The 26,769-nt window shown below is 53.1% G+C and carries 26 protein-coding genes and 1 pseudogene; 2 read left to right on the top strand and 25 right to left on the bottom strand.

The genetic code is table 11. The features are described 5' to 3' along the window. Positions 1–313 precede the first annotated feature (313 nt). A complete protein-coding gene (gogB, locus tag NAZ64_RS15635) occupies positions 314–1,804 on the top strand; it encodes a type III secretion effector GogB (protein WP_010835411.1) in 1,491 nt (496 codons plus the stop codon). Positions 1,805–2,074: 270 nt separating this feature from the next. On the opposite strand, the pseudogene NAZ64_RS15630 reads toward gogB, so the two are convergent. From NAZ64_RS15630 to NAZ64_RS15555, 16 genes and pseudogenes are all read right to left on the bottom strand, one after another. Beyond that, a pseudogene (locus NAZ64_RS15630) lies at positions 2,075–2,233 on the bottom strand (hypothetical protein); the annotation flags it as partial. Next, entirely contained in the window at positions 2,184–2,519 is a 336-nt protein-coding gene (locus NAZ64_RS15625) for a hypothetical protein (RefSeq protein ID WP_483640983.1), read from the bottom strand. The gene NAZ64_RS15625 and the pseudogene NAZ64_RS15630, both read right to left, overlap by 50 nt. A gap of 113 nt (positions 2,520–2,632) precedes the next feature. Beyond that, a complete protein-coding gene (locus tag NAZ64_RS15620; RefSeq protein WP_000143168.1) occupies positions 2,633–3,214 on the bottom strand; it encodes a tail fiber assembly protein in 582 nt (193 codons plus the stop codon). Then, the gene (locus tag NAZ64_RS15615; protein ID WP_023193196.1) at positions 3,214–5,709 is read right to left on the bottom strand and encodes a phage tail protein; all 2,496 of its coding nucleotides are present in this window, start codon (positions 5,707–5,709) and stop codon (positions 3,214–3,216) included. The genes NAZ64_RS15620 and NAZ64_RS15615 overlap by 1 nt, the downstream gene beginning before the upstream one ends. 53 nt (positions 5,710–5,762) lie before the next feature. After that, entirely contained in the window at positions 5,763–6,005 is a 243-nt protein-coding gene (locus tag NAZ64_RS15610) for a hypothetical protein (protein ID WP_000178849.1), read from the bottom strand. Positions 6,006–6,043: 38 nt separating this feature from the next. Further along, complete coding sequence (gpJ, locus tag NAZ64_RS15605; protein ID WP_000514902.1) at positions 6,044–9,406, bottom strand: phage attachment tail tip protein J; 3,363 nt, start codon at positions 9,404–9,406, stop codon at positions 6,044–6,046. A gap of 61 nt (positions 9,407–9,467) precedes the next feature. Next, positions 9,468–10,115: a tail assembly protein gene (locus NAZ64_RS15600; protein WP_483640981.1), complete on the bottom strand. Its 648-nt coding sequence runs from the start codon at positions 10,113–10,115 to the stop codon at positions 9,468–9,470. After that, a complete protein-coding gene (locus tag NAZ64_RS15595; protein ID WP_000662738.1) occupies positions 10,013–10,750 on the bottom strand; it encodes a C40 family peptidase in 738 nt (245 codons plus the stop codon). The genes NAZ64_RS15600 and NAZ64_RS15595 overlap by 103 nt, the downstream gene beginning before the upstream one ends. Positions 10,751–10,756: 6 nt before the next feature. Then, complete coding sequence (locus NAZ64_RS15590) at positions 10,757–11,455, bottom strand: phage minor tail protein L (RefSeq protein WP_001152686.1); 699 nt, start codon at positions 11,453–11,455, stop codon at positions 10,757–10,759. A gap of 9 nt (positions 11,456–11,464) precedes the next feature. Then, the gene (locus tag NAZ64_RS15585) at positions 11,465–11,794 is read right to left on the bottom strand and encodes a phage tail protein (protein WP_000447370.1); all 330 of its coding nucleotides are present in this window, start codon (positions 11,792–11,794) and stop codon (positions 11,465–11,467) included. A gap of 2 nt (positions 11,795–11,796) precedes the next feature. Then, positions 11,797–14,892, bottom strand: coding sequence for a phage tail tape measure protein (locus NAZ64_RS15580; protein ID WP_000372075.1), 3,096 nt, complete (start codon positions 14,890–14,892; stop codon positions 11,797–11,799). Further along, positions 14,864–15,202, bottom strand: coding sequence for a phage tail assembly protein T (locus tag NAZ64_RS15575; RefSeq protein ID WP_010989052.1), 339 nt, complete (start codon positions 15,200–15,202; stop codon positions 14,864–14,866). Before NAZ64_RS15575 ends, NAZ64_RS15580 begins: the two co-directional genes overlap by 29 nt. Further along, entirely contained in the window at positions 15,199–15,594 is a 396-nt protein-coding gene (gene gpG, locus NAZ64_RS15570; RefSeq protein WP_000479607.1) for a phage tail assembly chaperone G, read from the bottom strand. The genes NAZ64_RS15575 and gpG overlap by 4 nt, the downstream gene beginning before the upstream one ends. 50 nt (positions 15,595–15,644) lie before the next feature. After that, the gene (locus NAZ64_RS15565; protein WP_000971954.1) at positions 15,645–16,391 is read right to left on the bottom strand and encodes a phage tail tube protein; all 747 of its coding nucleotides are present in this window, start codon (positions 16,389–16,391) and stop codon (positions 15,645–15,647) included. 7 nt (positions 16,392–16,398) lie between these two features. Beyond that, positions 16,399–16,800 carry a phage minor tail U family protein gene (locus tag NAZ64_RS15560; protein ID WP_483640980.1) on the bottom strand — a complete coding sequence of 134 codons (402 nt, stop codon included), beginning with the start codon at positions 16,798–16,800 and terminating at the stop codon, positions 16,399–16,401. After that, positions 16,797–17,375, bottom strand: coding sequence for a phage tail protein (locus NAZ64_RS15555; RefSeq protein WP_000677089.1), 579 nt, complete (start codon positions 17,373–17,375; stop codon positions 16,797–16,799). The genes NAZ64_RS15560 and NAZ64_RS15555 overlap by 4 nt, the downstream gene beginning before the upstream one ends. Positions 17,376–17,483: 108 nt before the next feature. On the opposite strand from NAZ64_RS15555, the gene NAZ64_RS15550 reads away from it, so the two are divergent. Next, the gene (locus NAZ64_RS15550; protein WP_000817265.1) at positions 17,484–18,614 is read left to right on the top strand and encodes an RNA-guided endonuclease InsQ/TnpB family protein; all 1,131 of its coding nucleotides are present in this window, start codon (positions 17,484–17,486) and stop codon (positions 18,612–18,614) included. A 32-nt stretch (positions 18,615–18,646) separates the two neighbouring features. Here the strand turns inward: NAZ64_RS15550 and NAZ64_RS15545 are convergent, their stop codons facing one another. The 9 genes from NAZ64_RS15545 to NAZ64_RS15505 are packed head-to-tail and all read right to left on the bottom strand — an operon-like array spanning position 18,647 to position 26,599. Further along, on the bottom strand, positions 18,647–19,030 hold the full coding sequence (locus NAZ64_RS15545) for a head-tail joining protein (protein ID WP_000083292.1): 384 nt from the start codon (positions 19,028–19,030) through the stop codon (positions 18,647–18,649). Positions 19,031–19,040: 10 nt separating this feature from the next. Continuing rightward, complete coding sequence (locus tag NAZ64_RS15540) at positions 19,041–19,400, bottom strand: DNA-packaging protein FI (protein ID WP_000201486.1); 360 nt, start codon at positions 19,398–19,400, stop codon at positions 19,041–19,043. Positions 19,401–19,457: 57 nt separating this feature from the next. Further along, positions 19,458–20,486: a major capsid protein gene (locus NAZ64_RS15535; protein WP_000522566.1), complete on the bottom strand. Its 1,029-nt coding sequence runs from the start codon at positions 20,484–20,486 to the stop codon at positions 19,458–19,460. Positions 20,487–20,540: 54 nt separating this feature from the next. Next, the gene (locus NAZ64_RS15530) at positions 20,541–20,888 is read right to left on the bottom strand and encodes a head decoration protein (RefSeq protein WP_000011260.1); all 348 of its coding nucleotides are present in this window, start codon (positions 20,886–20,888) and stop codon (positions 20,541–20,543) included. Positions 20,889–20,900: 12 nt separating this feature from the next. Continuing rightward, positions 20,901–22,397, bottom strand: a complete 1,497-nt coding sequence (locus NAZ64_RS15525) for a S49 family peptidase (RefSeq protein ID WP_001189495.1) — start codon at positions 22,395–22,397, stop codon at positions 20,901–20,903. Further along, positions 22,387–23,967: a phage portal protein gene (locus NAZ64_RS15520; RefSeq protein WP_000831820.1), complete on the bottom strand. Its 1,581-nt coding sequence runs from the start codon at positions 23,965–23,967 to the stop codon at positions 22,387–22,389. Before NAZ64_RS15520 ends, NAZ64_RS15525 begins: the two co-directional genes overlap by 11 nt. After that, positions 23,964–24,167 carry a phage head-tail joining protein gene (locus NAZ64_RS15515; RefSeq protein ID WP_000201416.1) on the bottom strand — a complete coding sequence of 68 codons (204 nt, stop codon included), beginning with the start codon at positions 24,165–24,167 and terminating at the stop codon, positions 23,964–23,966. Before NAZ64_RS15515 ends, NAZ64_RS15520 begins: the two co-directional genes overlap by 4 nt. After that, on the bottom strand, positions 24,151–26,082 hold the full coding sequence (locus NAZ64_RS15510; protein ID WP_000623086.1) for a phage terminase large subunit family protein: 1,932 nt from the start codon (positions 26,080–26,082) through the stop codon (positions 24,151–24,153). Before NAZ64_RS15510 ends, NAZ64_RS15515 begins: the two co-directional genes overlap by 17 nt. Then, positions 26,054–26,599, bottom strand: coding sequence for a terminase small subunit (locus NAZ64_RS15505; protein ID WP_001102153.1), 546 nt, complete (start codon positions 26,597–26,599; stop codon positions 26,054–26,056). The genes NAZ64_RS15510 and NAZ64_RS15505 overlap by 29 nt, the downstream gene beginning before the upstream one ends. Positions 26,600–26,769 lie beyond the last annotated feature (170 nt).

Here is a 26,769-nt window from a genome sequence, read left to right as displayed (position 1 = left end):
AAATGTACTTAATTATGTACTTTTGAAATCGTCAGCATACGATCTGCTGATCAACATACGACGTTACATCACAATAGAGGTCTATACGATCTATAAACCTATAAACACGGTTACAGTCAGTCCTGACTAAACAGCAGCCGGCCTACCGCAGTCACGTTCTTGCAGACAACGTGACTGCGGTAATCCATCCCACCGGATTGTCTTCAAATTCTCCATGTTGCTGAATCGGCTAACAGCTTCTTAAACGATCGGTATTAGGCTAGGTTCTAAATCTTGCCTGAATGAAAATAAATGTAATAATGATAGCTTGGTATTGACATATAGATTGAAAAAGCGCATGAAAATAGGATTCCAACCAGCCATATTGCAATATGCATATACAAGTAACGAGGCGACATCAAACCTTGAGTTATTAAATAAATGGAGAATAGAATCCCCAGATATTGAGAAGGAGGAGCGTAATAGTATTTACGACAAAATAATAGAAGCAAATCATACCGGGAGCTTATCAATTACTGCTCATCATGTTACCTCTATTCCGGTATTTCCTGATAATTTATCCGAGTTGAATTTATCTTCATGCTATACACTGGAGTCTATTCCAAATCTTCCTGATGGGTTAAAAAGTTTAACTATATCTGGAAATCAGACCATTAAAATTTCATATTTCCCAGATAGCTTAGAGTCACTATCTATAGATATGCAGGCATATGAAGAAAATTATACTTTCCCCGCATTACCTTATGGATTAAAGAGTTTTACTGCGTGCTATGGTAAATTTTTGCCTCCCCTTCCTCCGCATCTATCTTCTTTGTCATTGCAAAATTTCCCTGAAATATTATGTGCTGAGTTACCATATAAATTAGATAAATTAGACTTACAAAATTGCCCTTTCTTGCCATTAATGAAAATGTTACCTGAGGGGTTAAAAGAACTAAGTATTGAACTTATACAAACAGTTCCCGGTACTGTTATAGATGATATTTTGCCTGATAAGCTAAAAAAATTAAGTATCAACTTTTGTGATAATATTAAACTTCCAGTTAAGCTTCCTGTTAATTTAAAGTCTATCAATTTATCCTCAAGGACCCCTATTGTATGGGAAATACCAACCTGCAATCTGCCTGCACATATAGATATTAGTACCGATGGTTATGTTAAGCTTAATCCTGAATTTCTTACCAGGAGTGATATTACCTTTAGTAACAAACCTGCAGGAGATGCGTTAAGTTTTCAGCCTGGAGATGTGGTTTATGGTTTATGTAAGGCAAGAGATCGAGTAAATACTTTAGTTAATTCGTTATATTATTTTTCAAAAAAAGATATTATTATTCAAAATACATTAACAGATGCGGTCTGGGACAGGAAGAATAGAGCCGTGTTTAATAAAGATGAGAAGATAGCAGAAAGATTGAATGATGTTCAGAGAGGGACTTTTTTTAGAGAATTTTTATCTCAACATAAAAAATACAATATTACCGAAGATAAATATTCAGACTTATCCAATGAGGAGTGCTGGATAAAAACAAGTAAAGCCGGTCTTGAATTCCAAACACGATTAAGGGAACGGTCAGTTATTTTTGTCATTGACAATTTAGTTGATGCTATAAGTGATATCGCAAATAAAACAGGAAAGCATGGTAATTCTATTACAGCACATGAGCTAAGATGGGTATATCGGAATCGACATGATGATCTGGTAAAACAAAATGTTAAATTTTTTCTTAATGGTGAGGCTATTTCACACGAAGATGTTTTTTCATTAGTTGGTTGGGATAAATATAAGCCTAAAAATGGAGTGTGATATTTAACGTGTGATTCATAGAAATCGTTGACTTTAAAAATAAAATATGCAATTAATATATTTATATATAGAGCAGTCCTATTGGAGTTAAGAATATATACTACCCCTAACTCTAGACTACATGCCAACTTTACTTAGTATCATATTTTCTTGCTACATATCTGTTTGGCAAGGGTATGAATAAAAAAACAAGATTAATTTAATTGATATCGCAACAGATAAGCACTTGCATTTATCTTTAAACCTTTTTATGGCCAACCAGATTTTTCACCATCTGCGCACGTTTATTCGGGCATGCGTTGAAAACCTGCAAAAAAGAAAAATATCGATGCTTATTATTTTTTCTTTAAGTAAATTTTCGCTCAACAAACTTAATTGTTTATTCAATGACGATGAAGCGTGAACTATGCTGGAAATGAAGGAAGTCAACAGTAAGGATAGTCTGAATATTCACGGGTGATATTATGAGACATCGTATATTTTTCCCATTGCTTCTGGTGTTGTCGGCTACAGCCTTTTCGGCATCGGCGATGGCCGCCAGTGATACAAAACCCCCACCAGATAATACAAAATCCGCCTCCAGTGGACTGCCGCCAATACCCGCCCCATTTATTCGTCCCCCCTGGGTGACAACTGGCCACCAGATATAGAAAAACCACCAGAGTGGTGTCAGATTTGTGGTTGTTAATTTTTTACAGAAGGCTGTAACAACCATATCAGTACTGATGGTATATCTGGTTATTATGCTTCATCAGTTCCTCCTGAACTGAATATTACTTCAGGCTGGTGTATTTTATTAATGCCAGCCTGTTTTTTCACAACGTCATATTACTGGTTTACAGGCACTTCCGGCCAGTCAGGATTTGTGGTATCCACCCGGTTAACCAGTATCCTGTATTTTTTCCATTCGTCGAGCTGCGCTTTCTCATCATCTGTTGCGATATCAAGATCAACAGCATCCTGTAACGGCGCGATTTTTTCAGATGCTATTTGCAGGAGCCTGTTTTTGGTTTCTTCCGCCTGACGAAGCTGCGCTGCTTTTTCAGCCGCTTCGTCTTTTACCCAGACCTTAGCCTTACTATCCCATTTCTGGTATTCACCACCTGGTGAAACTGATGTGACATTTTCGGGCAACGGACCAGGAGCGGAGATATAAACCTGATTGCCGGTTGTTGTGTCGTAAACCATCTCGCCGCGGTGATCCTCATGCAAACTCCATGTCTGGGTTTCAGCGTCAAATATAGCAATATGACTGGCGGGAATATCAGGAGGGGCGATATCAGTACAGTTTGCCGGTAGTCCTGTGTGCGGCGGAATATACGCATCACCTGCACCAATAAATTCGTTAGTATCTGAACGCAGATTGAAAATTTTAATTGTCTGCGCCTGTTCGCTCATTTTAAAAGTCATTATGCCAGCCTCACTATGTAGTTAAATGCAATATTTTTAACCGTGGTTTCCGCATTACCGTCTGCGTCCACAATAACGACGTGACCGTGTGGACCGATATACATGGTGTGCTCGTGTCCTCCGATATAAACTGTATGCGCATGGTCGCCAGCGGCCTGTGTCCATGCACCACCTCCAGGCTGAAATGAGGTGTGATTGGAATCTCCCCAGTATGAATTGATATAACCGCCGAACTGGTGAGTATGATTGCCCGTGGTATTGGTCGATTTCGTGCCGTAATCAAAGGATGAGGTAGATTTTGTCCCTAAGTCAGTATCCTGCGCCCGCGCGGTGTGCGAGTGCGATTTGTTGCCGTCCATTTCTTGCGACAGTACAGCACGTCCACTGATGGGCTTACCCTTTATTGTCCAGCCTCGCATGTCAGGGATAATGCCGGACGGATACGCTACAGCCAATAACGGGTAAGCAGATTTATCAAATGTTTGCCCCTGCATCAGGGCGTAACCGGCAGGGATGGTGTCAGACGGCCACGGAAGGGGAACGCCGGGCGGACACGACATCAGGGGGCGCCAGGTAAAACTGGAACCATTGGTTGCGTCATAGCGTATGCCAGTCCAGGTATTACCGGCTGAGTCTGTTATCTGAACGACACAACCGTTTGCACAATCGCGCTTGGCAATCACTTCCAGGAAAACATAATCGTTTACCGGCAATATTGTTGCCGGAGCTTTATTGCTGGCAAACCGGCGTGCGCCAGATGGCAGGTTACTCAAATCATCGGCGGAGCTTATCCACATAACAGGCTGTTCAGCAAGACCGGTCTGGGTGTCGTCTATAGCTCTTTTGGCGGAGGAAATACGGATGTCGTCACCAGCGGCTACAGTGCCTAGCGTAGTGCCGACGTTGAGTGTAGCGCTGTTGCCAAGTTGGAGGGACTGACGGGCCAGCGCTTTATCTGGCACATCATTCAAGTTCTGGTCTTTTTGCATGGCGCCAGTGGCACGACTTATGGTTTCTCTTAAACCAACGTATTCGATAAGACCGTCAACGCTTTTTCCTGACAACGCCGTCAGGGTTTCGTCCAGCGGCTGCTTGCCCGCCAGTTTATTCAGTACTGTGGTGGCAAAGTTCGGATCGTTTCCCAACGCGTCAGCCAGTTCCTGCAGGGTGTCCAGCGCTTCCGGCGCAGAACCAACCAACTGTGCCACTTTCGCCGCAACAAACGCTGCTGTGGCAATTTCAATACCTGCAGCTGTGGTTTCCGGCGTTGGTGCCGTTGGCGTACCGGTCAGTGCCGGACTGTCCAGCGGCGCTTTGGTCTGTGCCTCAATCATGACAGCTTTGACCGCCTTTGGCGTGGCTGCCAGCGCTTCGCTGTCACTGTCCGTGGCGCTGCTTAACTTAACGATACCTTTTTTCGTCAGGCTGGCATCTTCCAGGGAAATCACGTCCGCAATGTCTTCTGCCCGTTTTGCGGCATCTTCTGCTCTGGTGGCTGCTGCTCCGGCAGCAGTACTGCTTTGCGCCGCCAGTGATGCGCTGGTATCAGATGCGGCGGCGTGGGTGGATGCCTCCGATGCTGATGACGAGGCGGCTGTTGCGCTGGCCGCTGCTGTACTTGCTGACGTTGCTGCGTTTGTCTCAGATGTTTTCGCTGCGGCTGCCGATGCGGCTGCCGCCTTTTCCGACGCTGCCGCCGCAGTGACTGACGCACCTGCATCACCGGCACTGGAAGCCGCCTGCGTTTCTGACGTCTTCGCGGCGGTTTCGGATGCTCCGGCGCGCGCTGCTGATGTCTGCGCCGCCGTCGCGCTGGCGGCTGCGGCAGCAGCTGAATCGCCGGCGGCAGTACGGGAGACATCTGCATTCGCTTCAGATGTTTTCGCTGCGGCTGCCGATGCGGCTGCCGCCGTTCTGGCTGTGTCAGCCGACGCCGCGCTAGCTGATGCCTCCCCAGCTTTTGTGGTCGCCGTACCTGCGCTGCTCTCCGCAGACGCTGCGGATGAGGCTGCCTGTGTGGCTGATGCTTCTGCCGCTCCGGCTGCATTCACTGCTGCCGTGGCGCTTTCCGCCGCCTGACCTGCTGATGTCTGCGCCTGTTCAGATGCCTGCCCTGCGACAGTGGCATTCCGCGATGCCTCCGATGCCTGGCGGGCAACTTCTTCCACCATCGCCTCAAAACGCCGCAGCGCCTCCGGGCGGACGTCGTCTTCCGTCATGGCCCCCAGAAAATCATTCAGGGTGCCCGGCTTTGAATCATCGTAGACCGTAATAACTCCGGCATGTGACGGGGGATATCCTTCCACCAGGAGCGTGACAGTGTACTGCCCCTGCTCCACATCCATGCTGTAGCGCCCGGCGTCATCCGGATTTTCCGATGCCACCGTATTCACGACCACCGTCGTACTGGTCCGGCTGGCTTTCAGCTGAATGGTGCAGTTCTGTATCGGCGTTCCCGTACCATCTTTCAGTACGCCGGAAATAAGTACTGGCATATTACCTCCATAAAAAAACCCGCCCGCAGGCAGGCTTCAGATTTATTCACATCTCAGCACTGATTATCCGGGTCACGTAAATATGCCGGCAGAGAACACTGGACGCTCCGCGTGATTGTTTTTCCCTTTGCCTCACGGTGCTGTTTCTGCCCACGGTCGGTGCCGGTATAAATCCGGGTCTGGTTTTCAATATTGCTGTTGCCGCTTCCTCTTCCGTTATCGGCAACGGCAGCAGTGGAAAATAAAACGGACAGGGAAAGCCCTGCCGCCAGAGAAATTACGCGCGACATAGTCATATCTGTTCCTTGTTAAACGAAAGGGACCGGAAATCCGGTCAGTTTGTGAAGTTGCTCCCAGAACGGGAAACCATCACCAGCGGCCAGACAGAAGCTTCAGTGGTGTACTGCCCACGGACCCTCAGAGAGACGCTGATATCCACGACAGGTGAAGTGGTGTAGACCGAAAAGACAACGGTCTGATACATGGCCGGAATCCCTGCGGTATACGGCATAACCTCCGCCGTTTTCACCTGTCCGTTAATATTTATCGTGACGGTGATGGCACCGGAGCCACCGTTACGCTCACAGTTAGCCATCACCGTGATGGTTTTCCCTATCTGATAGGTGGCGCTGTCGGTATACCGTGTTGAGGTGCTGCGTTCGTCGTTCGTCGCCCTGATGCTCACGCCCTGCATGACTTTTGAGCCGCAGATATCACCGACAAACTCTCTCGCTTCTATCACGCCAGAAAACTTACCGGAGGTGGCATTGATTTCTCCCGTAAACGAGCCAGATACAGCGTTGATATGCCCGCTGATATCCGCATTTTTCGCAGTCAGCTTTCCATCCGGCGTCAGGGAAAATGCCGGAGGATTCCCGCCACTGGTAATGGTCGGCGCGCTCAGATATTTCAGGAACGCCTCATTCATGATTATCTGGTCGCCCTGCATGACGAATCCGGGCGTCTCGTTTCCGTTTGCCGGGTTAATATAAGCAATGCGATCCGCCGCCACCAGGAACTGGCTTATCTTCCCGTCAGGCATGTCTTCCATGCTCAGTCCAAGTCCGGCCACATAATATTTGCCGTCTTTGGTCTGCTCTATTTTGATGCCCCACATGGCGTTCCATTTATCGTTAGCATCCTGCCACTCCTTCGAAAACTGCTGCAGTTTGCTGGCGTTATCCTCCGTCAGTTCCACCTTCTCCAGCAGTTCCTTACCCAGGTGACTTTCAGTTATCTGCCCTTTGAAAAAATCCAGATAGCCTGCGGCATCGTTGCTGGCCTGCCCGGTCGCCTCCACGAATGCGGATTTACCGACCTGATTTACCGCCCGGATATAAAAATAGTAATCCCTGCCGGGCCTGATATTCACACTGGCCGCTATCCAGTACAGCGCCTTTCCCAGATATCGTGCGGCGTTTTCCACCTGATGGATATCCGTAATCTGCGCGTCTGAAAACCAGAACTCATACTGCACCGTCGGGTCGTATACCGCCTGACGCGGTGTGGCTGTAATCTGGAAATAGCCAGGGGTGAGTTCGATAAATGATGGTGCCGCCGGCGCGGAGATGCTGAACTGTGTGCTGGCCGGGTCTCCCTGTTGTCCCTGGCTGTTCACCGCCCTGACGGACAGGGTGTAGCGCCCCGGCGTCAGCCCCCGGAACCGGTACTGCGTATCCGGCGTTCCTGCGCTGCTTACCAGCCGGTCACTGCCATCTTCCGCCGCCACGTTCAGGCGCAAAGAAAACGAGGCGCCCTTAACGACTCGCGGTGTGTCCCAGCGCGCCAGTACCTGATACTGTCCCTCCTCCGCCAGAATTTCTGTGGTCAGATGCTGTATCGCCGGGGGAACGGTGCCGTGAATCGTTCCGGGTTGCGGATCGAATGATGCCCCGTTGTCCACGATGGACTCTTTTTCCGGCACATGCTGTACGGCGGTGATGGCATACGTTCCGTCGTCGTTTTCCCGGACAGCCACACACCGGAAGAGACGCTGGCGCAGCGACGGCAGTTTCAGCCCCCAGACGCTGTATTCCGCCACGCCGTCCGGTATCCGGCTGACCTGAACCTGCACACCGTCGGTAACAGACTGCACGTCCACGCTGACCGGCAAGCCTTCGCCATCCATCAGGCTTATCAGCGTGGTGCCGGACGACGGCAGGGTAATCTCCCTGTCAAGGGTCAGAATGCGGCGGGCGCGGTCAACGGACAGAATCCGCCCGCCCAGGCTGATGCCGGCATAATCCTCGTCGCAAACCTCAATCACATCACCGGGAACGTGGCGCAGCCCCTCCGCACCCACACTAAAATCAACCGTCTGGGTTTCCAGCAGCTCCGTTTTTATCAGCCACAGCCCGGCGCGGTGCGCCTGCCCGCGACTGGTACAGCCAAACGCATCCATTTTTACCAGATTGCGTCCGTAGTGACTGATGGCGACCGTGTCTTCCACCAGTTCCGTGGATGTCTGCCAGCCATTATCAGGGTCGATCCAGTTCACCTCTACCGCATTATGGCGGTCCTTCCGCGCACTGAAGCTGTAACGGAACGGTGTGCCCTCATCCGGCATTACCACATTGCTGCGGGTATAGGTCCAGACTGTATCCGAGGGCCTGTCCTGCACGAAGGTCATCATCTGCCCGTTCCACACCGGCATACAACGCATGGCGGAGCAGAAGTCGGTCAGCACATCCCACGCCTTACGCTGCTGTGCCAGATACGCATTAAAGGTCATACGCGGCTCTGTCCCGCCGAATCCGTCAGGGACCATCTGGTCGCAGTACTGGCCTATTGCATACAGCGCCCACCTGTCCACGTCCGCCGCGCCGATTCGCTGTCCCATGCCATAACGGGGATGTGTCAGCACATCCCAGAGACACCACGCCGGATTATTGCTGTATGCAGGCTTGAACGTGCCGTCCCAGATGCCGCTGTAGGTTCGCGCTACCGGATCGTAATTCGACGGCACATGAATAATCCGCCCGAAAAAATGGTAATTTCGCGTCACCTGCTGGCTGCCGAACTGCTCAGACTCCACCTGCAGGCCAATTACGGCGGTGTTGGGATAGCGCTGCCGGACATCAATAATCTCGGTATACGACGACCAGACCGTGTTGTTCTGTAACTGGTCAGTGGTACTGTCTGCCGTCACTCGTACCATCCGGATACCAAATGGCCGGGGAGGGAGATTATCCACTATCACCGAGGCCAGATACTGTGTGGTTGTTTTCCCGGTAATCGTAATCTCTTTTTCCACCACCCACTGACCATAGCGCTCAAGATGGATTTGCAGCCTGACCGATGTCGGATTGCGGTCGCCCTTGCTGTTGGCCTCCACCAGTGACTGCACGCCGAACGTAAAACGCAGGCGGTCAATATTTGCAGCCGTGATGGTTCTGGTCACCGGATTGTCGTATTTGACCTGTACACCAAGCACCGTCTCGGCGCCGGACGATTCAAATCCCTCCAGCGGGGTCTGTTCCTGCTCACCGACGCGGTATACCACCTTCACGCCGTGGATATTCGTGTTACCGTCGCGGTCCACCACCGGCGTCTGGTTTACCAGAACACTGTGCAGACCGTTCACCGGGCCTTCTATCGGTCCCTCGCTGATGGCATCGATGACGCTCAGCAGCTGCGTGGATTTAAGGTTATCCGGTGCCTCGCGGGGCGTATGCCCTTTTCCGCCGCCCTTTCCCATTTATTACCCCGTAAAACGACAAAACCGCCCGGAGGCGGTTCTGTCTGAATCTGTTCTGTTGTCAGCGGCCAATCACCACAACCTGACCAGCATCTCCTTCATCAGCGGTACTGACTTCCTGGGAAATCACGCGTGACCCCACCTGCATCTCGCCGTACAGCACCGGCAACATGTTACCGTTGGCAACCATATTATCCAGCGACGAGAAATACGTGTTCTGCCTGCCGTTATCGGTCTGCCTCATTTCGGACATTTTGGGTTTTGGTGCCAGCATCTGCGCCATACCGCCCAGAATCATCGACGCCCCGGTCATATACATGCCGGATACCGCCGCCGCTCCCAGCCAGCCTGCCGGGTTCCACCAGGCAACGGCAATCAGCGCCGCACCAAGCACCGCCTGAAACACCCCGCCAGATTTGGCCCCGGCCAGACGCGGCACAATATGAATCACCGCGCCAGGCGGCAGCGGGTCATGCAGGCTGGTTGTCAGGGTATCAGCCGTAACATCGTCTCCGGCTATGCGTACCTGATACCAGCCGTCGTTCAGTTTCTGCCGGAGACCGGGCAACTGTACCGCCAGTGCCCGGACAGCTTCAGCACCACTGGCTACCTGCAGGCTGACGCGGCGGCAAAATCGTTGCAGATCCCCGTAAAGGCAAATTCGCGCCATGCCCGGTGTCGCCAGATGGAGTGCGTGCGTCGTTGCCATTTGTCGGTATACCTCTCACGTTTACTCAGTTGTTCAGGAATATGGTGCAGCAGCTCTCCGTCGCCGCAGTAAATCGCTGCGTGGTTCGGAACGGAGGAGCCAAAGCAGCAAATCAGCACGTCGCCGGGCTGCGCACTGGCTGCGCTGACACGGTAAAATCCCGTCGTCTCCAGATTATCCAGATAGAGATTGTCACCATGCCGCCACCAGTCGTCGTCCCGGTGAAAATCCGGCATATCAATCCCCGCCAGATGATAGGCATCACGGAACAGCGTGTAACAGTCAAAAACCCCATGTTTAAACTGTCGTCCGGTCAGGTGTGGCACACAGCGGAATTTATGTACCTGGTCGGCGCATACCAGCCACCACGGCAGGTCGCTTTGAACCTGCAGCCTGCGGTCCACATCGCTCAGATACGGCTGGCCGCCAGGATGGCTGTGAACCAGCGCCACAATATCCCCCTGCGTTTCAGCCCTCAGCCAGTCCTCCGGCGCCATACGGAAATAATCCTCCGGCGCGGCAGAAATATTCACACAGGGGAGATACCGTTCTCCCGCCTGTGTTCTCACCACGAAGCCACACGACTCCGCAGGCGCACACCGTCGGGCGTGCGCCAGAATATCCTGTTCTTTCATGAAGATTTACTGTGAAAGTTTATTAATGGAGAGGAAACCGCCAAAGTTTCCGGTATTGTTACGCAGGGCGCATCCCCGGGCGCAGCGGCTGCAGGCATCTTTTGCCGGATCGGCGGTAGGGTTATCAAATTCATCCGCGACAGCTGGTCCCGTATAGCCGCATTCGTCAGAGCGGTATATCCATGTACAGGTATTGGCCAGCATAATCCTCCCGGGGAAGACACATCCGTCTGTTTCAGTCGGTGTTGCCAGGACAAATGTCGCACTTACCGCCGTCAGATCACTGCACTGCTCGATCACCCAGCGGCTTACAGACTCCTGCTCCGGGTCGGCCTCCTGGTTGCCGCTTTGAAAATTAACGGCATCGAGAAACCGGGCATACACTATCCTGCGGATGACCGTCGCTCCAACCAGGCTATGCAAATCCTCCACCATTCCGGTCACCATACCGTAAAGATTGGATACCTTCAGTGACGGGCGCGCAGCTGCGCCTTTGCCGTTCATTTCAAATCCGCTACCCTCTACAGGATAAACATCATATTTCTGTCCCTGCCAGGTAACCGCCTCCCCCTTTTCATTCGCCTCGTTACAAAAAAAATAACGATCACCGCCAGACTGTGTCAGATCGATTTCCCACAAAGTGATCCTGGCGGACTGCGCCAGTTTAGCGGCTTCGTTCAGCGTATCCTGCGAAATGTCCTGCATCACTCCTCCTCAGATAACAACCTGTTCAAAAGTCGTGGTCACAGTCACCCAAAGAGAGCCAACGCTAATCGACCATTTGCGGCAAATCACCCGAATTTGTGTCCAGGTATAAGGCGGTGTCCAGAGAAAGGATTTCACTCCACCGTGGCGGGATAAAAATGCCTCAAGATTCTGATGTTCTCCCTTACGAATCCGGACCGTTACGTTATACTTCGCCAGATGGTTGTTCAGCCCGGCTGGACGCCGTTGTTCATACCCGTCACCCAGTTTTATGGAGGTGACTTTTGGTTCTGATTCCACTGTCATATCAGGGCGGATCTTCCAGTTAAATGTTTCCATTGTTATCGCCCTCCTCCAGCAATACCCCCGTCACGCGACTGCTGTTGCCAGAAATCAATGGCGGCTTTTTTTCCAATGTTATATACGGCCTGTAATGCCTGCGGACCAATCTGTCCGTTGCCGGCGTCGTTGTGGATTTCAATGTTGTACTCAGGCGCAAACATCGCCATCCCTCCTGAACCGGCTGCCACGACACCCAGCTTACCGTCAGCACCACGACGAAGTGGTAATATTGCCTCCGGTCCTGCCTCGCCCATCACCCCGGCACCTTTGGCAAAAGCAAAAAATGTCGGGCGATTAACAATGCTGCCGCTGTACTGGCTGAGTCCTGCCGAACGGTACACGCCGCCGTCCGCATTCGGAATAACCGACAGCGCCGCAGAACTGTATGCCCCTGATGGTGTACTGCCGCCTGCCGATGTGCCAAAGCCGAACATTGCCAGCACTGAACCCAACAGTTTAGAAGCCGCAATACGTGCCTCCATTTTTGCAAGGTCAGCCAGGATGGAGACCGTCAGGCTCCGGAAACTGCCCTTTCCGGTCACGGCAAAATTCGCGATACTGTCCGCCATGCCGTTAAATGCGTTTGTGAAAACGTTCTCCGTCATGCCTGCCACATTGCCGCCCTGCGCCAGAAAGTTATCCAGCGCCCGCGACGCCCCCAGCGTCCAGTCTCCCTGCGCAGCGTCAACTTTCGCATTGTAATCCGCCCACTCAGCCAGCCGGCGATCGAGACTGCCCTTCAGCGCCTGCTCCGCCTGACGATATTCGTCAGAACCGTATGTCCCTTTTGCCTTGCTGTCGCGTTTAAGCTGCTCCAGTTGTTCCTGGTAGTGCTGCTGAATTTTCAGACGCTCTTCGTATCGGCCACGTTGCTGATCGCCCATACCCATTGTGGCCAGCGCCATTGCGTGCTGTTGCCTGACGCGGGATTCTTCGTCAGCGAGCTGGCTGGTCAATGTGAGCGTCTTTTTCTTCAGTTCATTAAGGGCATTCTGGTGTTGCAAATCCTGTTGTGAGATATCCAGCTTCTGTAGCGCAAGCGCGATTTCATCCTTATGTGCCAGTACGCTTTGTTCATCCGCCGTCAGTTTTTTACCGGACAAATCAGCGATGCGCTGCTGAAATGACAAAAGCTGCTTATGCGCTTCCGTCATTTTTTCGGTCGTGGAAAGCTTCGCGGCGGCAAGCTGCCCTTCAGTCTGCGCCTGTTGCTGGCTGTACTGCAAAAGCAGTCGCCTGGCCTCGTCGTTGTGGTAAGTCTTTGGCTTTTTCGCCTGTTGTGACAACGCCTTTTTATGACGTTCATTTTCGCGCTCCAGTGCGGCATTGCGTACAGCAGCATCGGCATACTGCATGGCGGTAATGCGCGCCACCTCCCGTTGGTGCCGCAGGGATTCAGTTTCATTATCCCGGTTCAGCGCGGCATTCTGCTCGTTCCGACGTTTCTGCGTTTCCTGATAATTACGCTCTGCCTGCGCCTTCGCATCCAGCAGGTCCTTCTGGCGTTTCTGTTCCTTAAGTTCGTTCAGCTGCTGCTGATCGTATTCAGTCTGGGAGGAAGACACCGTCCAGGGCGTTTTTCTGCCGCGCGCGATTTTTTCCTGCAGTGTCGCGATCTTTTCATCGAGCGTATCTTCCCGCCCGATATCCAGCATCCGATCCCATGCCCACTTCGCCGCATCACCGACAGCATTCCATGCTCTTTCAATCCAGCCCAGATTGTCGTGTACGTCTCCCATCCGCTTATTCATTTCTTCCGAATACGCGGACATGGCAATTTTCGCGGCATCAGCCACTCTTCCCTGCTCGCCCAGTACCCTGATTTGTTCAAGCTGGGTGGAGGTCAGAAAATGCAGTGTCCTGTCCAGTTCTTTCGCCGCATTCACCGGATCATCCCGCAGGCGTTTAAACTGGCGGATGGTTTCATCCACTGATTGTCCAACGTTTTCCTGCATTCTGGTCGCGGTACGGGATACCATTGCCACTGCCTGCCCGGTAAACGCTCCGCTACCGACCACCTGTGCCAGCACGCCTGCAGCGTCGTGCTGCGTGACGCCATTTCCGGCGAGCGACTTCGCCATCGCATTAAGCTGGCCTGTGGTTTTTCCGGCATAACTCCCGGTCAGAATAAGCTGTTTATTGAACGTCTCGCTTTCCTTAGCGCCTTCATAGTAGGCCTTGCCCAGCCCGTAAACAGCAGCAGCCACGCCGCCAGCCAGCCCGCCGAGCATCATGCCCTTCGGAGACATCAGTTGCTCGATCCACCCGGCGCGGTTAGCGAGCGTAATACCACTTCCCCGCAGTGCCCCGAAATTCCCACGGGCCAGCTCACCAGCCAGCACGCCCAGTTCACGACGGGCAGCAGCGCTTTTCAGTCCTAGCGTATGGGTGGCAGTTCCGGTACGCTCCAGTTTACGGATATAAATATCTGCGGCGCTACTGACACCCAGTTCAGCCGCCTTCACCCGCAGCAGCTCGGTACGGGAGAGGCCCTGTACCGTCGTCTGCTCTTTCAGGCGGCGTATAAACTGTGCTTTTTTCTGCGTGGCCAGCGCTTCGGCATCGGTAAGCTCACGGGTCTTCCTGGCGGTTTCAGACACCAGCGCCAGATAATCGCCCTGTGAGATATCTCCGCGTCCTTTCGCCTGTCGTACCTGCGCCTGGATACGCTGCAGCTCCTGCAGACCACCGCTTAACTGTTTTACACTGTCAATCTGGCGGTAAAAAGCAGCACTTGTCCTGTCCTGTGCTGCCGCCACAGCCGCTGACTGCGCCTGTTCCTCACGCAGTTTCCTTCCCAGTGCCTCCACCCGCTGTCGCGTCTGATCCACATCCGCCGCCAGACGCGTACTGGCCGCTGCGCTTTTCTCCACAGCGGAACTGTACGCGGTACTGCTGGCAGTCACTTGCTCCAGACTGGCGGACGTCCGGCGCGTCGCCTCCGTCTGCTTATCCAGAAAACGCTGCATCCGGGCCGCTGAACGTTCTGAGTCACCAGCCGCATCGTTCAGCAATTTTTTAATGCGCGGAACTTCGTTTCGGAACTCTGCGCTGTCGATACTTAAATCAATGACCAGGTTCGCTATCTGGTCCATAGCGGACACCTCCGGTAATACCTTCGCCCAGGATCATCAGTTCATCATCCGTTTTTTCGTGCAACGACTCAGGATCAGTGATCAGGCTGAACATTTCTGCATCGTGATGCGTGCCTGTAACCAGTCCGGAAATCAGCGATTTCAGCGTTGCAAACTCCGCATCCAGCAACATGTCACTGAAGCTGTTCTTCCCGAAATGCTCCGCCCACTCACCCAGCTCTGTCGCACTCATTTCCGCCAGCATCTGCCGCCAGTCTGGTCGCCGGAACTCACGCGCGAGCCGCATCACAAACGCCAGCTCCCGGTTCAGGACTTTTCCGGCGTGGTCGTGTCCTTTTCACTCCCGCTGTCGTCTTCCTGCGATGCCGGAAGACGCATACCACTCAGGGACAGAACCATATCAGCGCCACGTCCCAGCGCCTCATAAGACCATTCCAGTCTGACGGACTCATACAGGGCGCGGGCCTCCTCCTCTTTTTTGCTTTCACACAGGGAGCGGGATACCAGCCATGCATTAATATCCACCCCCATCTGCATAAATTCTGTCTGACGCTCTGCTTCCGTCAGGGTTTCAGGCTGTGCGTCATAGTCTGCCGTCCGCTGCTGAATAAACTTCAGATAATCCACACGTTGCAGGGCAGAAAGCTCACTGAGCACGATGGAATGCCCACCGTAGTTAAAGGTGTCTGTATTGAGAAACATGATGATTTTCCATAGAAGCCCCGGAACCGGGGCGGACTGATAAGAGAGGGTTATGACGCCGTCACTGTCACTGCTGCCACCGCGACAAGACTGCCGTCACTGCTGATGCCAACAATATTCACGCTGCCCGCCTTCACGCCTTTAACCGTGGCCACATTATCCTTCAGCGTGACGGTGGCGATCAGCGGATCGGCGGTCGCAACCTGCAGCGTTTTATCTGACGCGTTATCAGGTTTTACCGTAAATGTCAGCGTGGTGGTGGCTCCGGCAGCCACCGTGGCACTGGCCGGCGCAACGGTCACGCCGGATACGCTGACTACGTCAGGTGTATCCTCCTCCGCAAGAGAAGGACGCCCGACGCCGGTGATTTTTACGCTGCGTGTCATCACCTCTTTGGACGTCACGGTTTTACCCAGTGAACTCAGCCAGCCGCGGAACACATCAACCGTCCCGTTAGGATACCTGATACGGAAGGCGCGAACTTCGCCGGTGTCAAACAGCTCAACCAGTTTTTTCTGTCCGGTCTCACCGGGTTTCCAGGCCAGCGTGGCCGTGGTGTCACCGACGCTTTTCTGCCCCTGCGTAGTGCTTTTCCAGTCGGCATTTTCATCATCAAGATAGTCATCGTCTTCCGCATCTGCACTCATTTCTCCGGGCTGCAGATCCTTAATACCTGCCAGTCGCAGCCAGTCATCATCAGCCAGTGGATTTTTAAACGCATCGCCGCTGCCGGTATACAGCCAGAATGTGGTTCCGGCGCCTTTCGTTTTTACCAGTGGGTTTGGTGTTCCCATCATATCCTCCTCAGTTGGTATAGGTGATCCGGTAAGTAATTTCTGCCATCCCCCACGTTGCCATTTCGCTGTCACGCTGGTAGTCATAACCCAGCGGGGTCATGGTATCGATAAGGCGCTCCAGACCACTAACCTCTTCCAGCGCAGGAAAGATTTTTTCTTCCATCCAGATATCAAGCTCTGTATCAGGAGCCTGAGCCCTCAGAAAAACTGCCGTATGGAGAGTAGCCTGCCAGTCATCCTCATCGGTTATAAGGCCTGTATACTGTGCGTCTGTCAGCCAGACAGCTATTGCGGGTAAATCTTCCTGTTCTACGAAAGCAGGAAGTCCATCAAAAAGAGTGACAGGTGCGCCAGTCACGGATTCCAGCTTTTCCAGAACGGCCCGGCGGATTAATGTGTGTTTGCTCATCGTGAAAGATAAAGCCTCAGTTGTTGTTTCAGGGCATACCCCAATTGCTTCGGTATTTCCTCGTCAATCAAACTTTGTGTGGCGCTTTCGAATGCCTGAGTCAATGGTCCGGAAAGAGGAATTTTCACTACATCAATTGGATAACGGTTTTTCCCGTTAACGCGTCGCATAACATGCCAGCGTCCGTTAGCCAGTTGCTGAATAAAGGCATCCCGGAACAGATATGGCCCGATTTTCAGCACACTTCCACGATACAGCAGTTTGCCCCTCCGTTTGCTCATCCTGACCTGTGCAGCGCCCAACTTTATGGCGGGAAGGTTTCCCCGGTTAATCCGTATCCGGGCAGAGCGTTTACCGTCTGTACCGGCTTTAAATAACCTCACCCTCTGGCGAACCAGCTTCAGCGGAAGTCCTCTTACCTGGTTATCTCCGGCGACAGTCTCCCGCGCCACCTTACGGGTTGCCACTGAAACAGCTTTCTGCGCCACGCGATTCACAGCCCAGATACTGGCCCGGGGAACCATCTGTCGGTCAAGGCTGTTCAGATTCCGGATCGCATTTTCAAGCCCTTTCATCAGAATGCCTCCGGGAAACCCCGGCCTTCTGGCCGGGGAGGAAAGGAGGCGGTTTTCCGGCTAACTGTCTTTTGCATAATCACATTTTCCTCTTTAATATGTGAGGCTATGAAACGCGCATATAAATACCGGTTTTACCCCACGACTGAGCAGGCTGAGCTTTTAGCTCAGACGTTCGGTTGTGTGCGTTTCGTCTACAACTCCATCCTCCGCTGGCGTACCGATGCGTACTACGAGCGAAAGGAAAAGATCGGTTACCTACAGGCCAACGCTCGCCTTACGGCGCTGAAAAAGGAGCCGGAATTTGCCTGGCTTAACGACGTTTCCTGCGTTCCCCTCCAGCAGTCTTTGCGCCACCAACAAACCGCCTTTGCTAACTTCTTCGCCGGACGGGCTGCATATCCGGCTTTCAAAAGCAAACGGCACAAGCAGGCGGCTGAGTTCACTGCGAGCGCGTTTAAATACCGCGACGGCAAGCTGTACATGGCAAAGAACAAAATCCCCTTAGACGTGCGCTGGAGTCGTCCGCTGCCGTCCGTGCCGTCTACCGTCACCATTTCCAAAGATGCCGCAGGGCGGTACTTTGTTTCGTGCCTTTGCGAATTTGAATCCGCATCACTGCCGATCACCTCTTCAATGGTCGGCATTGATGTTGGTTTAAAAGATTTGTTCGTCACCGATACCGGATTCAGGTCCGGCAATCCCCGCCATACCGCTAAATACGCGGCTCGCCTGGCACTACTCCAGCGCCGGTTAAGCAAAAAGGCCAAAGGCTCAAAGAACCGCGCCAAAGCCCGCTTAAAGGTGGCCCGACTCCACGCGAAAATTGCTGATTGCCGACTGGATGCCCTGCACAAGGCATCCCGCAAACTGATTAACGATAACCAAGTTGTTTGCGTCGAATCCCTGAAAGTGAAGAACATGCTCCGCAACCCGTCGCTATCCAAAGCGATAGCAGACGCGAGCTGGGGCGAACTTGTGCGCCAGCTCCAGTACAAAGGCGAATGGGCCGGGCGGTCAGTAGTCGCCATTGACCAGTTTTTCCCGTCCTCAAAACGCTGTAGCTGTTGCGGTTTCACCATGAAAAAAATGCCTCTTGATGTTCGTAAATGGCAGTGCCCTGAGTGCGGAACTGACCACGACAGGGACGTTAACGCGGCACGTAATATCAAAGCTGCCGGGCTGGCAGTGTTAGCCCACGGAGAGCCTGTAAATCCTGAATCGCTCAAAGCGGCTTAGGTTCGGCTCGTTGAAGTGGGAATCCCCGTCCTTCAGGGCGGGGAGCAGTCAAACATTCCTCCCGTCCTGCGCCGGTTATCCGTCGGCGGCTCCCCCCTGCCCAGCAGAATAATACTGCTGTCTCCACCAGCCGGAGTGATGCGATCCACCCAGAAGGTGTCACCGAGAATGGTTAGTGTGTCCGGGCGCTTCAGATGGACTGTCAGGGATGTTTTGACAAAAAATGTAGGCTTGTCCCCCTCAATCCGGACACCTCCGGCGGCATACGACACACTTTCAGGATCGTCAAATACGCCCGTAAGCGTGGCCCCAGCCAGAACGCCGGAGGTTATTGTTGCTACCGTTCCCATCACCCGGAGGATGGCATCATCAGCCTGAGAAATCGCGGTATCAAACAGGTTTTCGGACTGCGACATATCGCCACCCTTACAGTTCAATAATAAGTCCTGCAGCAATCAGCTCGTCCACATCGTGTTGCGAAATACGCGCCGGGTTTCCCGCCATAACCATATCCAGTTCCCGGTTACTGTCCGGATCGATGGCGCAGATGTGTAGTGTACGAAGCGCCCTGATAAGTACCCGTTCGGATCTTTGCCCGATCCCGGGCGGCACTATGGATTCATCACTGTCATTTTCCACAGCAGGCAAATGCTCCGCCTCCGCTTCCTCTTCCCATTCCATGACACGCTGGCTGAGTTCAGCGGCGCTCCCGGACACATCCGGATCACGACCAAGCCGCGTCGCAAGCTCCCGCAGACGCTGTATATTCTCTTCTTTTGTTGCCATAAAAGATCCTCCCGCAATTTGTAACAATAAAGGCCTGAATCAGGCCTTTTGGGATGCTTAACCGACAGTGACAATGACAAACTCATCCGGGTCCGGCAGGACCATCAGCGGCGCAGACTGCGTCATGGTATATTCATTCGCCGGGTCCCCCACCGTCAGCCAGTGTTTGGGATAACGGGTGGCGGCAACAATACCCTCCGCGAGCGCCTGTGAATCCTGAATGGCACCATAGCAGCGGATACCTTCTGCCGCCGTATTTCCCAGAACCAGAGTCCCTTCAGGCAGGTAACGCTTTTCGGTCCCGTTATCAGCAACATAGGATGTTTTAGCCACCACAATGGCCAAATCTCCGTAATACCCCTTGAACGACACCACAGCCCCAAGGTCCTTCACCGCCGTTTCCAGCTGAGAATTTGAACCGCGGCGTGTATCCAGTTTTTCACGGAACAGCTTAAAACCGTTCAGCAGACGCCAGACTTTCCCGTCCATCACGGCAATATTGATCAGACCGGATGCCTGGTCGCAGTACATATCCAGATCATAAGTCGGGTCAAAGGTTTCCCTGTCCTGCTCTGACCATTTTTTACCTGTGGCCTGAATAATGTTATTCCCGGCGGAGCGACCAAAATCCACCTCCACGGTGTCAAACTGCTCGCCCTGCATGGTGTATTTCCCGTTCAGCACCGCACTGACGGCCTGCATCTCCTCCACCTGGACGATGGCCTTCTCTTCCTGCTTCAGGTTATCGGTCAGAATGCGCAGACGACGGTAGGCCGGATCGTTAAGCCTGGCCGGGTCTTCACCCGGCAGACGCTCAACAACCTGCGCATAGTTAACTTCATGCTTCGGTTTGACATACCCCGGACGCAGTACGCGCGTTTCCCCGCCGCGGTTACGCAGAACCTTCCCTCCAACCACCGGAGATACATAAGCGGCAATCGGTGTTTTTCCGGTAATTTTGTCCAGCATGACTTCCTGGGTAGGAAATGTCACAGTACGGCGAAAAAACAGGCTCAGGAAGAGTGGATTAAATTTAACTTTCTGCTCGGTATAACCCAGCAACTGGCGGGTGGTAAACAATCCCATAAATGGTGTCCTCCGGACGTTAAATACGATAAAGGCCGCTTCGCGGCCTTCTTATTACGGTAAAGCGGCGTGACTGACGGCGCTTCCGGCGAATGCATTTGCCTGCTTAATGGCATCCACACTCTTCGGCCATGCCAGTGATTCTGTGGCAAAGGTGCCGCTCTTCCAGTACGTCAGCAGGTTTTCCGACCCGTCCAGCTCAAGGGCCAGAACCCCGACCGCCGTTCCGGCCTTCTGCCCGTCCCAGGCCACCAGTTTCCCGGTGGTATCATCCAGCATCAGGGGCGTCAGCATCGGTGTGGCCGCCGTTATCCCGCTGACTCCCGTTGCGGTATGTGCCGGATCGTTACCGGCGAAAATGCGGTTATCCGCACGTTTCTCAATAGTGGTGGTAAATGACATACTGTCTCCTTATCAGGTGGCTGAAGTACCGGGAATACTCATCAACAACGTCGTTTCGGTATCATTACTGTGGCCTTTGCCGCCGGATACGGGGTCCGGGGAATGAGACTGCATGAAAGCATCAAATGCGTTGTTCATGCTCAGCCCCGCATTACCGGATTTGTCCGGCGCGGCAGCCAGCAGGTCACGGGCCTGATCTGTGGTCATACCAGGCATGACAGCCAGTTTTTCCGCCAACTCTTCACGGCCTTTCGCCTCATCAAGCGCCATCACGGCATCATAAAGTGACGTTGCCGCAGCGATCGGCGATGCTGCCAGAATGGTTCTGGCCTGTTCCACCGTCATCTCCGGCATGGCCGCCAGTGTCTGTGCGAGTGTTTCCCGACCACCAGCTTCTTCCAGGGCAAGCATACGGTCAGCGGTGCTGGTCGTATCCGCCGGCGCGGCGGCAGCCAGAATAGACTTCGCCTGAGCAACGCTCATTCCCGGCTGCCCGGCCAGCATCTGTGCCAGTGCCTCATGCCCCCTGGCCTCCGGGCAAACCAGAATTCCCATTACGCGCTGGTTTTCCTGCGTGACAGCGTCAGCTGCACTTAATTCAGGCATAGTGCCTCCTGTCTTGTTACTGTTGATAGCTTCTGCCATCACGCCGATGGCGTCAGCAGCATTCACCATTCCATCTGCCAGTCCGGTAGTGATAATGGCCTGCCCGTCATACACTGCCGCCTCCGTCGCCATTACCGCATCGACAGACAACCCCGTGTACCGGGCCACTTTTTCTGCAAACATCTTTCTGGCCTCGTCCATTCGCTGCTGGTAGTCGGCATGGACGCTTTCCGGTAATTTCTGGCTGGGCGTCAGATCAGCCTTGTGTGCGCCAGAATAGATAAGGGTGATATCGATCCCTTCCTGTTTCAGTTTTTCGGCGTAACTGGTATGCGCCATCACCACACCAATTGATCCCATTCTGGACGTCTGGGTCACAAGGCGGTGCGAACAGGCTGCCGCCAGCAACATGGCCGCCGAACAGGCTGTTTCATTTGCCAGTGCCCAGACAGGTTTCTGTTCGCGCATCCGGTAAATCATGTCAGCACAGTCAAACGCCCCGGCAGCCTGACCGCCGGGGCTGTCAATATCCAGCAGAATGCCTTTTACCTCCGGATCTGAAACCGCCTGTTGTAGCCGGGCAGTGATACCGTCATAGCCGGTCATCCCTGAAAAGGGACGCATTCCGCCGAGTTTATGAACCAGTGTTCCGGTCACGGGTAATACCGCAATACCGTTCACTACCTGATAAAAACGTGCCTGCGGCTTTCCGGTCGCCATAAAATCGCCTGTGACCAGTGCCATATCCGACTGATCCAGACTTTCGTTATTACCGGGAATGTGCAGGCTGTTAATGCCTGACTCCCTGCCCAGCGCGCAAAAGAAAACCCGCGCATAGGCGGGTTCAAGCAGCAACGGAGCACTGGTTGCCTGGCTGATGATGTGCGGGAGATTACGTTGCACGCTTTTCCTCCTCCGTCTGACGGCTCGCCGCGATCTGTTGTTGATAGGTATCGGTGATCCATACCGGACGCGAAAGTCCGGCTGTCCGCCGTTCTTCGGATTCCCTGACCTGCTGGCGGAATATCTCCTGGTAATCCTCGCCCATAATGGCGAGTTCTTTTTCATAGGTACTCAGCCCGGCCTCAATACGCATCACGGCTTCCTGAACCTCCTTGAGTCCGTCAATCGCCATACGTCCGGCACCAATCCACTCCGATCGGCTCCAGCTGGATCGGGCCTCCCAGAAGGAAAACCTGGCCCGGGGTGCCCGGATAACTCCCCGTATCAGCGCCTCCTCCAGCCAGCAGGAAAACATTTGTGTCGCCAGCCGTCCGGCAATGAACCGGCGCCGCCCCAGGAAATAGCGCCAGGACTCATTGGCAGATGCGCGGGCGCTGGAATAGCTGACCTGAGAATAATCACGCGAAAGCTGCTCATAAGAGACCCCCAGCCCGGCGGCAATATACCGGAGCAGCGCCTGCTCCAGCGCCGAAAAGCCATTATCGGAATCCTGCGCAGTCTGCAGATTCAGCTCATCACCCGGGTACAGGTGGGGAATTTTTACACCTCCCAGTTTGATACTGTTGGTACTGTAATAGCGGGCATAATTTGCGAGCATGTTAACAAGGGGCGTATCTTTGTTATCTGCCGCCGTGATGTATTCAAAGGCTTTCTCGGAATCGAGTTCGCTTTCGATCGTGGCGGCGTACATGGCTTTGACAATCGCGGACTGAAGCTGCGTTGCCTGCAGGGTATCAAGCATCTTCAGCCGCTCCATCACACTGTAAAACTGATTGGCACCGCGCGTCTGTCCGTCCTCAACCGGCTCGAAAATATGTAACATCGCGGGTCGTCCGGACGGCAGAAAACGAGGAATACGGGTCCAGCGTTCCCCACCAGCCACCGGCCAGTCATCATCACAGACATGATAGGCGAGGGCTTTTCCATTCCGGTCCGTTTCCACTCCTGCGCGAAGCTGGCGGTTTCCGCGGGCATACCCCGGTGTGTCCACCCGTTTCGGACTGACAGCCTTGAATCGGGTACGGAAAACCTGCGTGGTTTCAGCGTCCCAGACAGGCTGGAGAAAAATTTCACCATTAAAGGCGTGAACGCCCACGCCTTCACGGATGAACTCTGTAAAAGTACGCTTCCCCTCGGCATCCATTTCGCCAAAAATACCATCGCAATATTCTGTCCATGCAGCTTCAACCTCATCCACAAAACTCTTCGCTGCGCTCTCACGCATACCAAGATAGCGCCAGTTTGGACGATAGCTGATAAGAAACAGGTGTCCGACAATATGATCCTTGTGCAGCGCCACCGCATTTGCTGCAATACCATTATTACGGACCAGATCATCAGCCCGCGCATTGCCGAGGCGCAACGAAGGCAGCAGCGCGGCATCCACGCTTTCCGCCGGGGGCATCCAGTCAGCCATCTGTCCGCCGAAACCGATCCCCCCGCCGGTGTATCCCAGACTTTCCCGCAGCGGCGTGCCGTGAACATCCACCAGAACCGGGGTGCGCTTCACAGTCTCACCCCCACAGGTGCCCGGCGGCGACCATTGCACAGTGACGCCTCAAGTTCCGCGACATATTTTTTCAGCTCCCCCACCGATGTCGTGGTAAATTCAACCCGTCGCCCGTCTTTCTGAACCGTCGCCACCCGTTTTCCCGTCATCAGGTCATGCAGCGCGACGCGGGCTTCCTGTAGCTCAGTGATTGTTGCCATTAACTCCTCCTGCCAGCATTGCGGCCAGTTGTTCAAGTGTCGGGGTATCCTGCTCTTCGCTTTTCCTTGATGTCGCCAGCGCCTCCAGATCCAGTTGCCAGCGCTGCACAGACACCCGTAACGCTGCACTGGCATAGACAAGACAATCCAGCGCTTCGTTACGACGTCCTTTGGCATCCCATAACAGCCGGAATTTTCCGTTAACCAGTTTCTCCACCAGCTCTTCGGCTACCAGTTGCTTCGCTTCCACCTCCGTAAAAACATCCGGATTATCCGGAAAGCGGATCGCATAAGGCGTGGCTTCGTCGGCAGGCGCAGCAACCGCCCCCATTCTGGCGTAAAGCATTTCTTTGGCAGTATCAGTACCGATTTCGCACAGGAATACCCCGCTCTGGTTGCGTTTTTTAGGCATGGTAATAACGGGTTTTCCGTAAACGGAGGCCCCTTTGACAGGCAGCACGCGGAAAATGCCGTGTTTTTTTGAGCGTTTATAGACGATTTCTGCATCGATACCGCCGATATCCCAGCAGATACGGGAAATGGAAATATCCGTCCCGTCAGCATGACGATATTTTTTATTAATGACGGCATCCACACGCTGCAGGGTATCTTCATCATCATGCCGTCCCATGATAATTTGCTTATCAATAAGGAAAGCCTCTTCGCCCTGCGCCCAGCCCCAGACATACATTTCATAACGGTTACGCTGGGAGTCGATACCAGCGGTCAGATACACCACCCGCTCCGGAACCGGCGCCGCATAATGAATCACTTTTTCCAGCAAAAGCTCATGGCTGAGTTTTTCGGCCACCGCCTCTTCATAAGGCTCGCCCAAAGTGGTGTTTATAAAGGTTTTCACACCATTTGGATCTTTCAGCGCATCCAGCCAGTCATAAATAATCTGTATCCAGGTGGTAAAGGGACTGTAAGCCGTCCAGATATGAAAGGTAATGGATCGTGGCGGCGGAACCTCCTCACCGGACGCGCTGAAATAAGCCAGTCCATCGCGTGTCCACATGCCTGTGTTATCGCAAATCCAGCGGCCTGCTTTCTGATCAAGTTCCGATTGACGGATCACGCATCCATTATGTTCACAAAGGTAATACACCGTCTCCGGCTTGCTTTTCTCCCATTTCAGACCGAACGGCGTACTGCCATCACCGAATTTAAGGTACTGTTCTTCGCCACAGTGCGGACACGGTACATGAAAACGCATAAAATGCGCCGATTCATTTGCCGCCTTTTCAATCTGGCATGACCCTTTGACTTTTGGTGTGGAGCCCCGAATGGATTTAGGCCAGACAGAACCTTCAATACGTTTATCCCCCAGCAGCGTCGGCGAACCTTCTTTCTCGACATCCGGCTCAAAAGATGACAATTCGTCATAGCAAACCACATCCACCGATTTTTCACGGTAGTTTTTGGCTGCTGCACCGCCGAGGCACCAAAACCCGACACCGGAAGAAAAGCGTTTCAGGGTAAGCGTGTTATCACGATGTTTACGCCCGAACCAGGGGGCCAGCTCCAGCAATACAGGAACATCCCTGATAGTCGGCTCCAAGTGGGATTTCATAAAATCCTCAGCGGATGAGTCGGTCGGCTGGAACAGCAGGCTGTTGCGCGACTTGTGCTCTATGAAATAGCCTTCCACCCCCAGCAACATTTTGGTATAGCCCACGCGGGCAGACTTAATGAGGTTTACAACGCGGATCAGTTCATACCCCATCGCGTTCATTATCGCTACCTGAAACGGCAGCGTTTCCCATTTGCCGGGGGTGTAGGAGGACTCTTTTGGCAGATAGTAATACTCATCAGCCCACTGCACGGTGGTAAGCGGTACGGGAATATGAAGCGCTATCAGCCCGTTAGTTATGGCTCTGTTGGCATTATTCGCCCTGCGCTCTCCGGAAATCATCGGTCCACTTCTCCACATCCGCTATCGTGGCGGCCCTGCCTGACGCCCTGGCGATTTCCGTTCTGACCACATCGATGTGCGACTGGCACAGATCAGGATATTTGCGCTGTAATACCAGCGGTACCCTTGACAGTATCCCTGCTATTTCCTGAGCCACCCGTTGCAGGATGTAGGTGAACAATTCGGTCTCAAGAACCAGCCCTTCGCGCTCAGCATTTTTAAGTTCCTGCGCATCCGCCTGGGCTTTTGTCAGGCGGTAGCGCTCATAGTCGATGGTGCCGGGATTAAGATCTGATTCCGCAGCGGCACGTAAATCATCAACCTCTTTACGCAGCTTTTCATTTTCAATAGACGCATCACGCTCCGCGTACCATGAAATCGCTGCCGCGGTGTCGAACACTGCTTCGTTACCTTTTCCTCCTCCGGAAACAAGTGGCAGCCCCTGGCTTTGCCAGGCTGTGACAGTTCTGACGTCACAACCAAAAATTTCAGCCAGTTTTTTTTTATTCACGTTCATGGAAAAGTCTCCCGGAAACAGGAAAGGATCTGCGACCTTCGTTTTTAACTAAAAACGTTATCCAGCAGATCCTTTCTTTTTTCTAAAAAAACCTTTAAAAACAGGAAATAAACGATAAGAAGAACGGATCTGGCTTTTCCCTGAAAATTTTCATAAGGAGTGAAATCCTG

The organism is Salmonella sp. A1325, assembly GCF_056991255.1.
The sequence above is the reverse complement of the archived record's forward strand: the minus strand, read 5'-3'. Positions and strand labels throughout refer to the sequence as shown.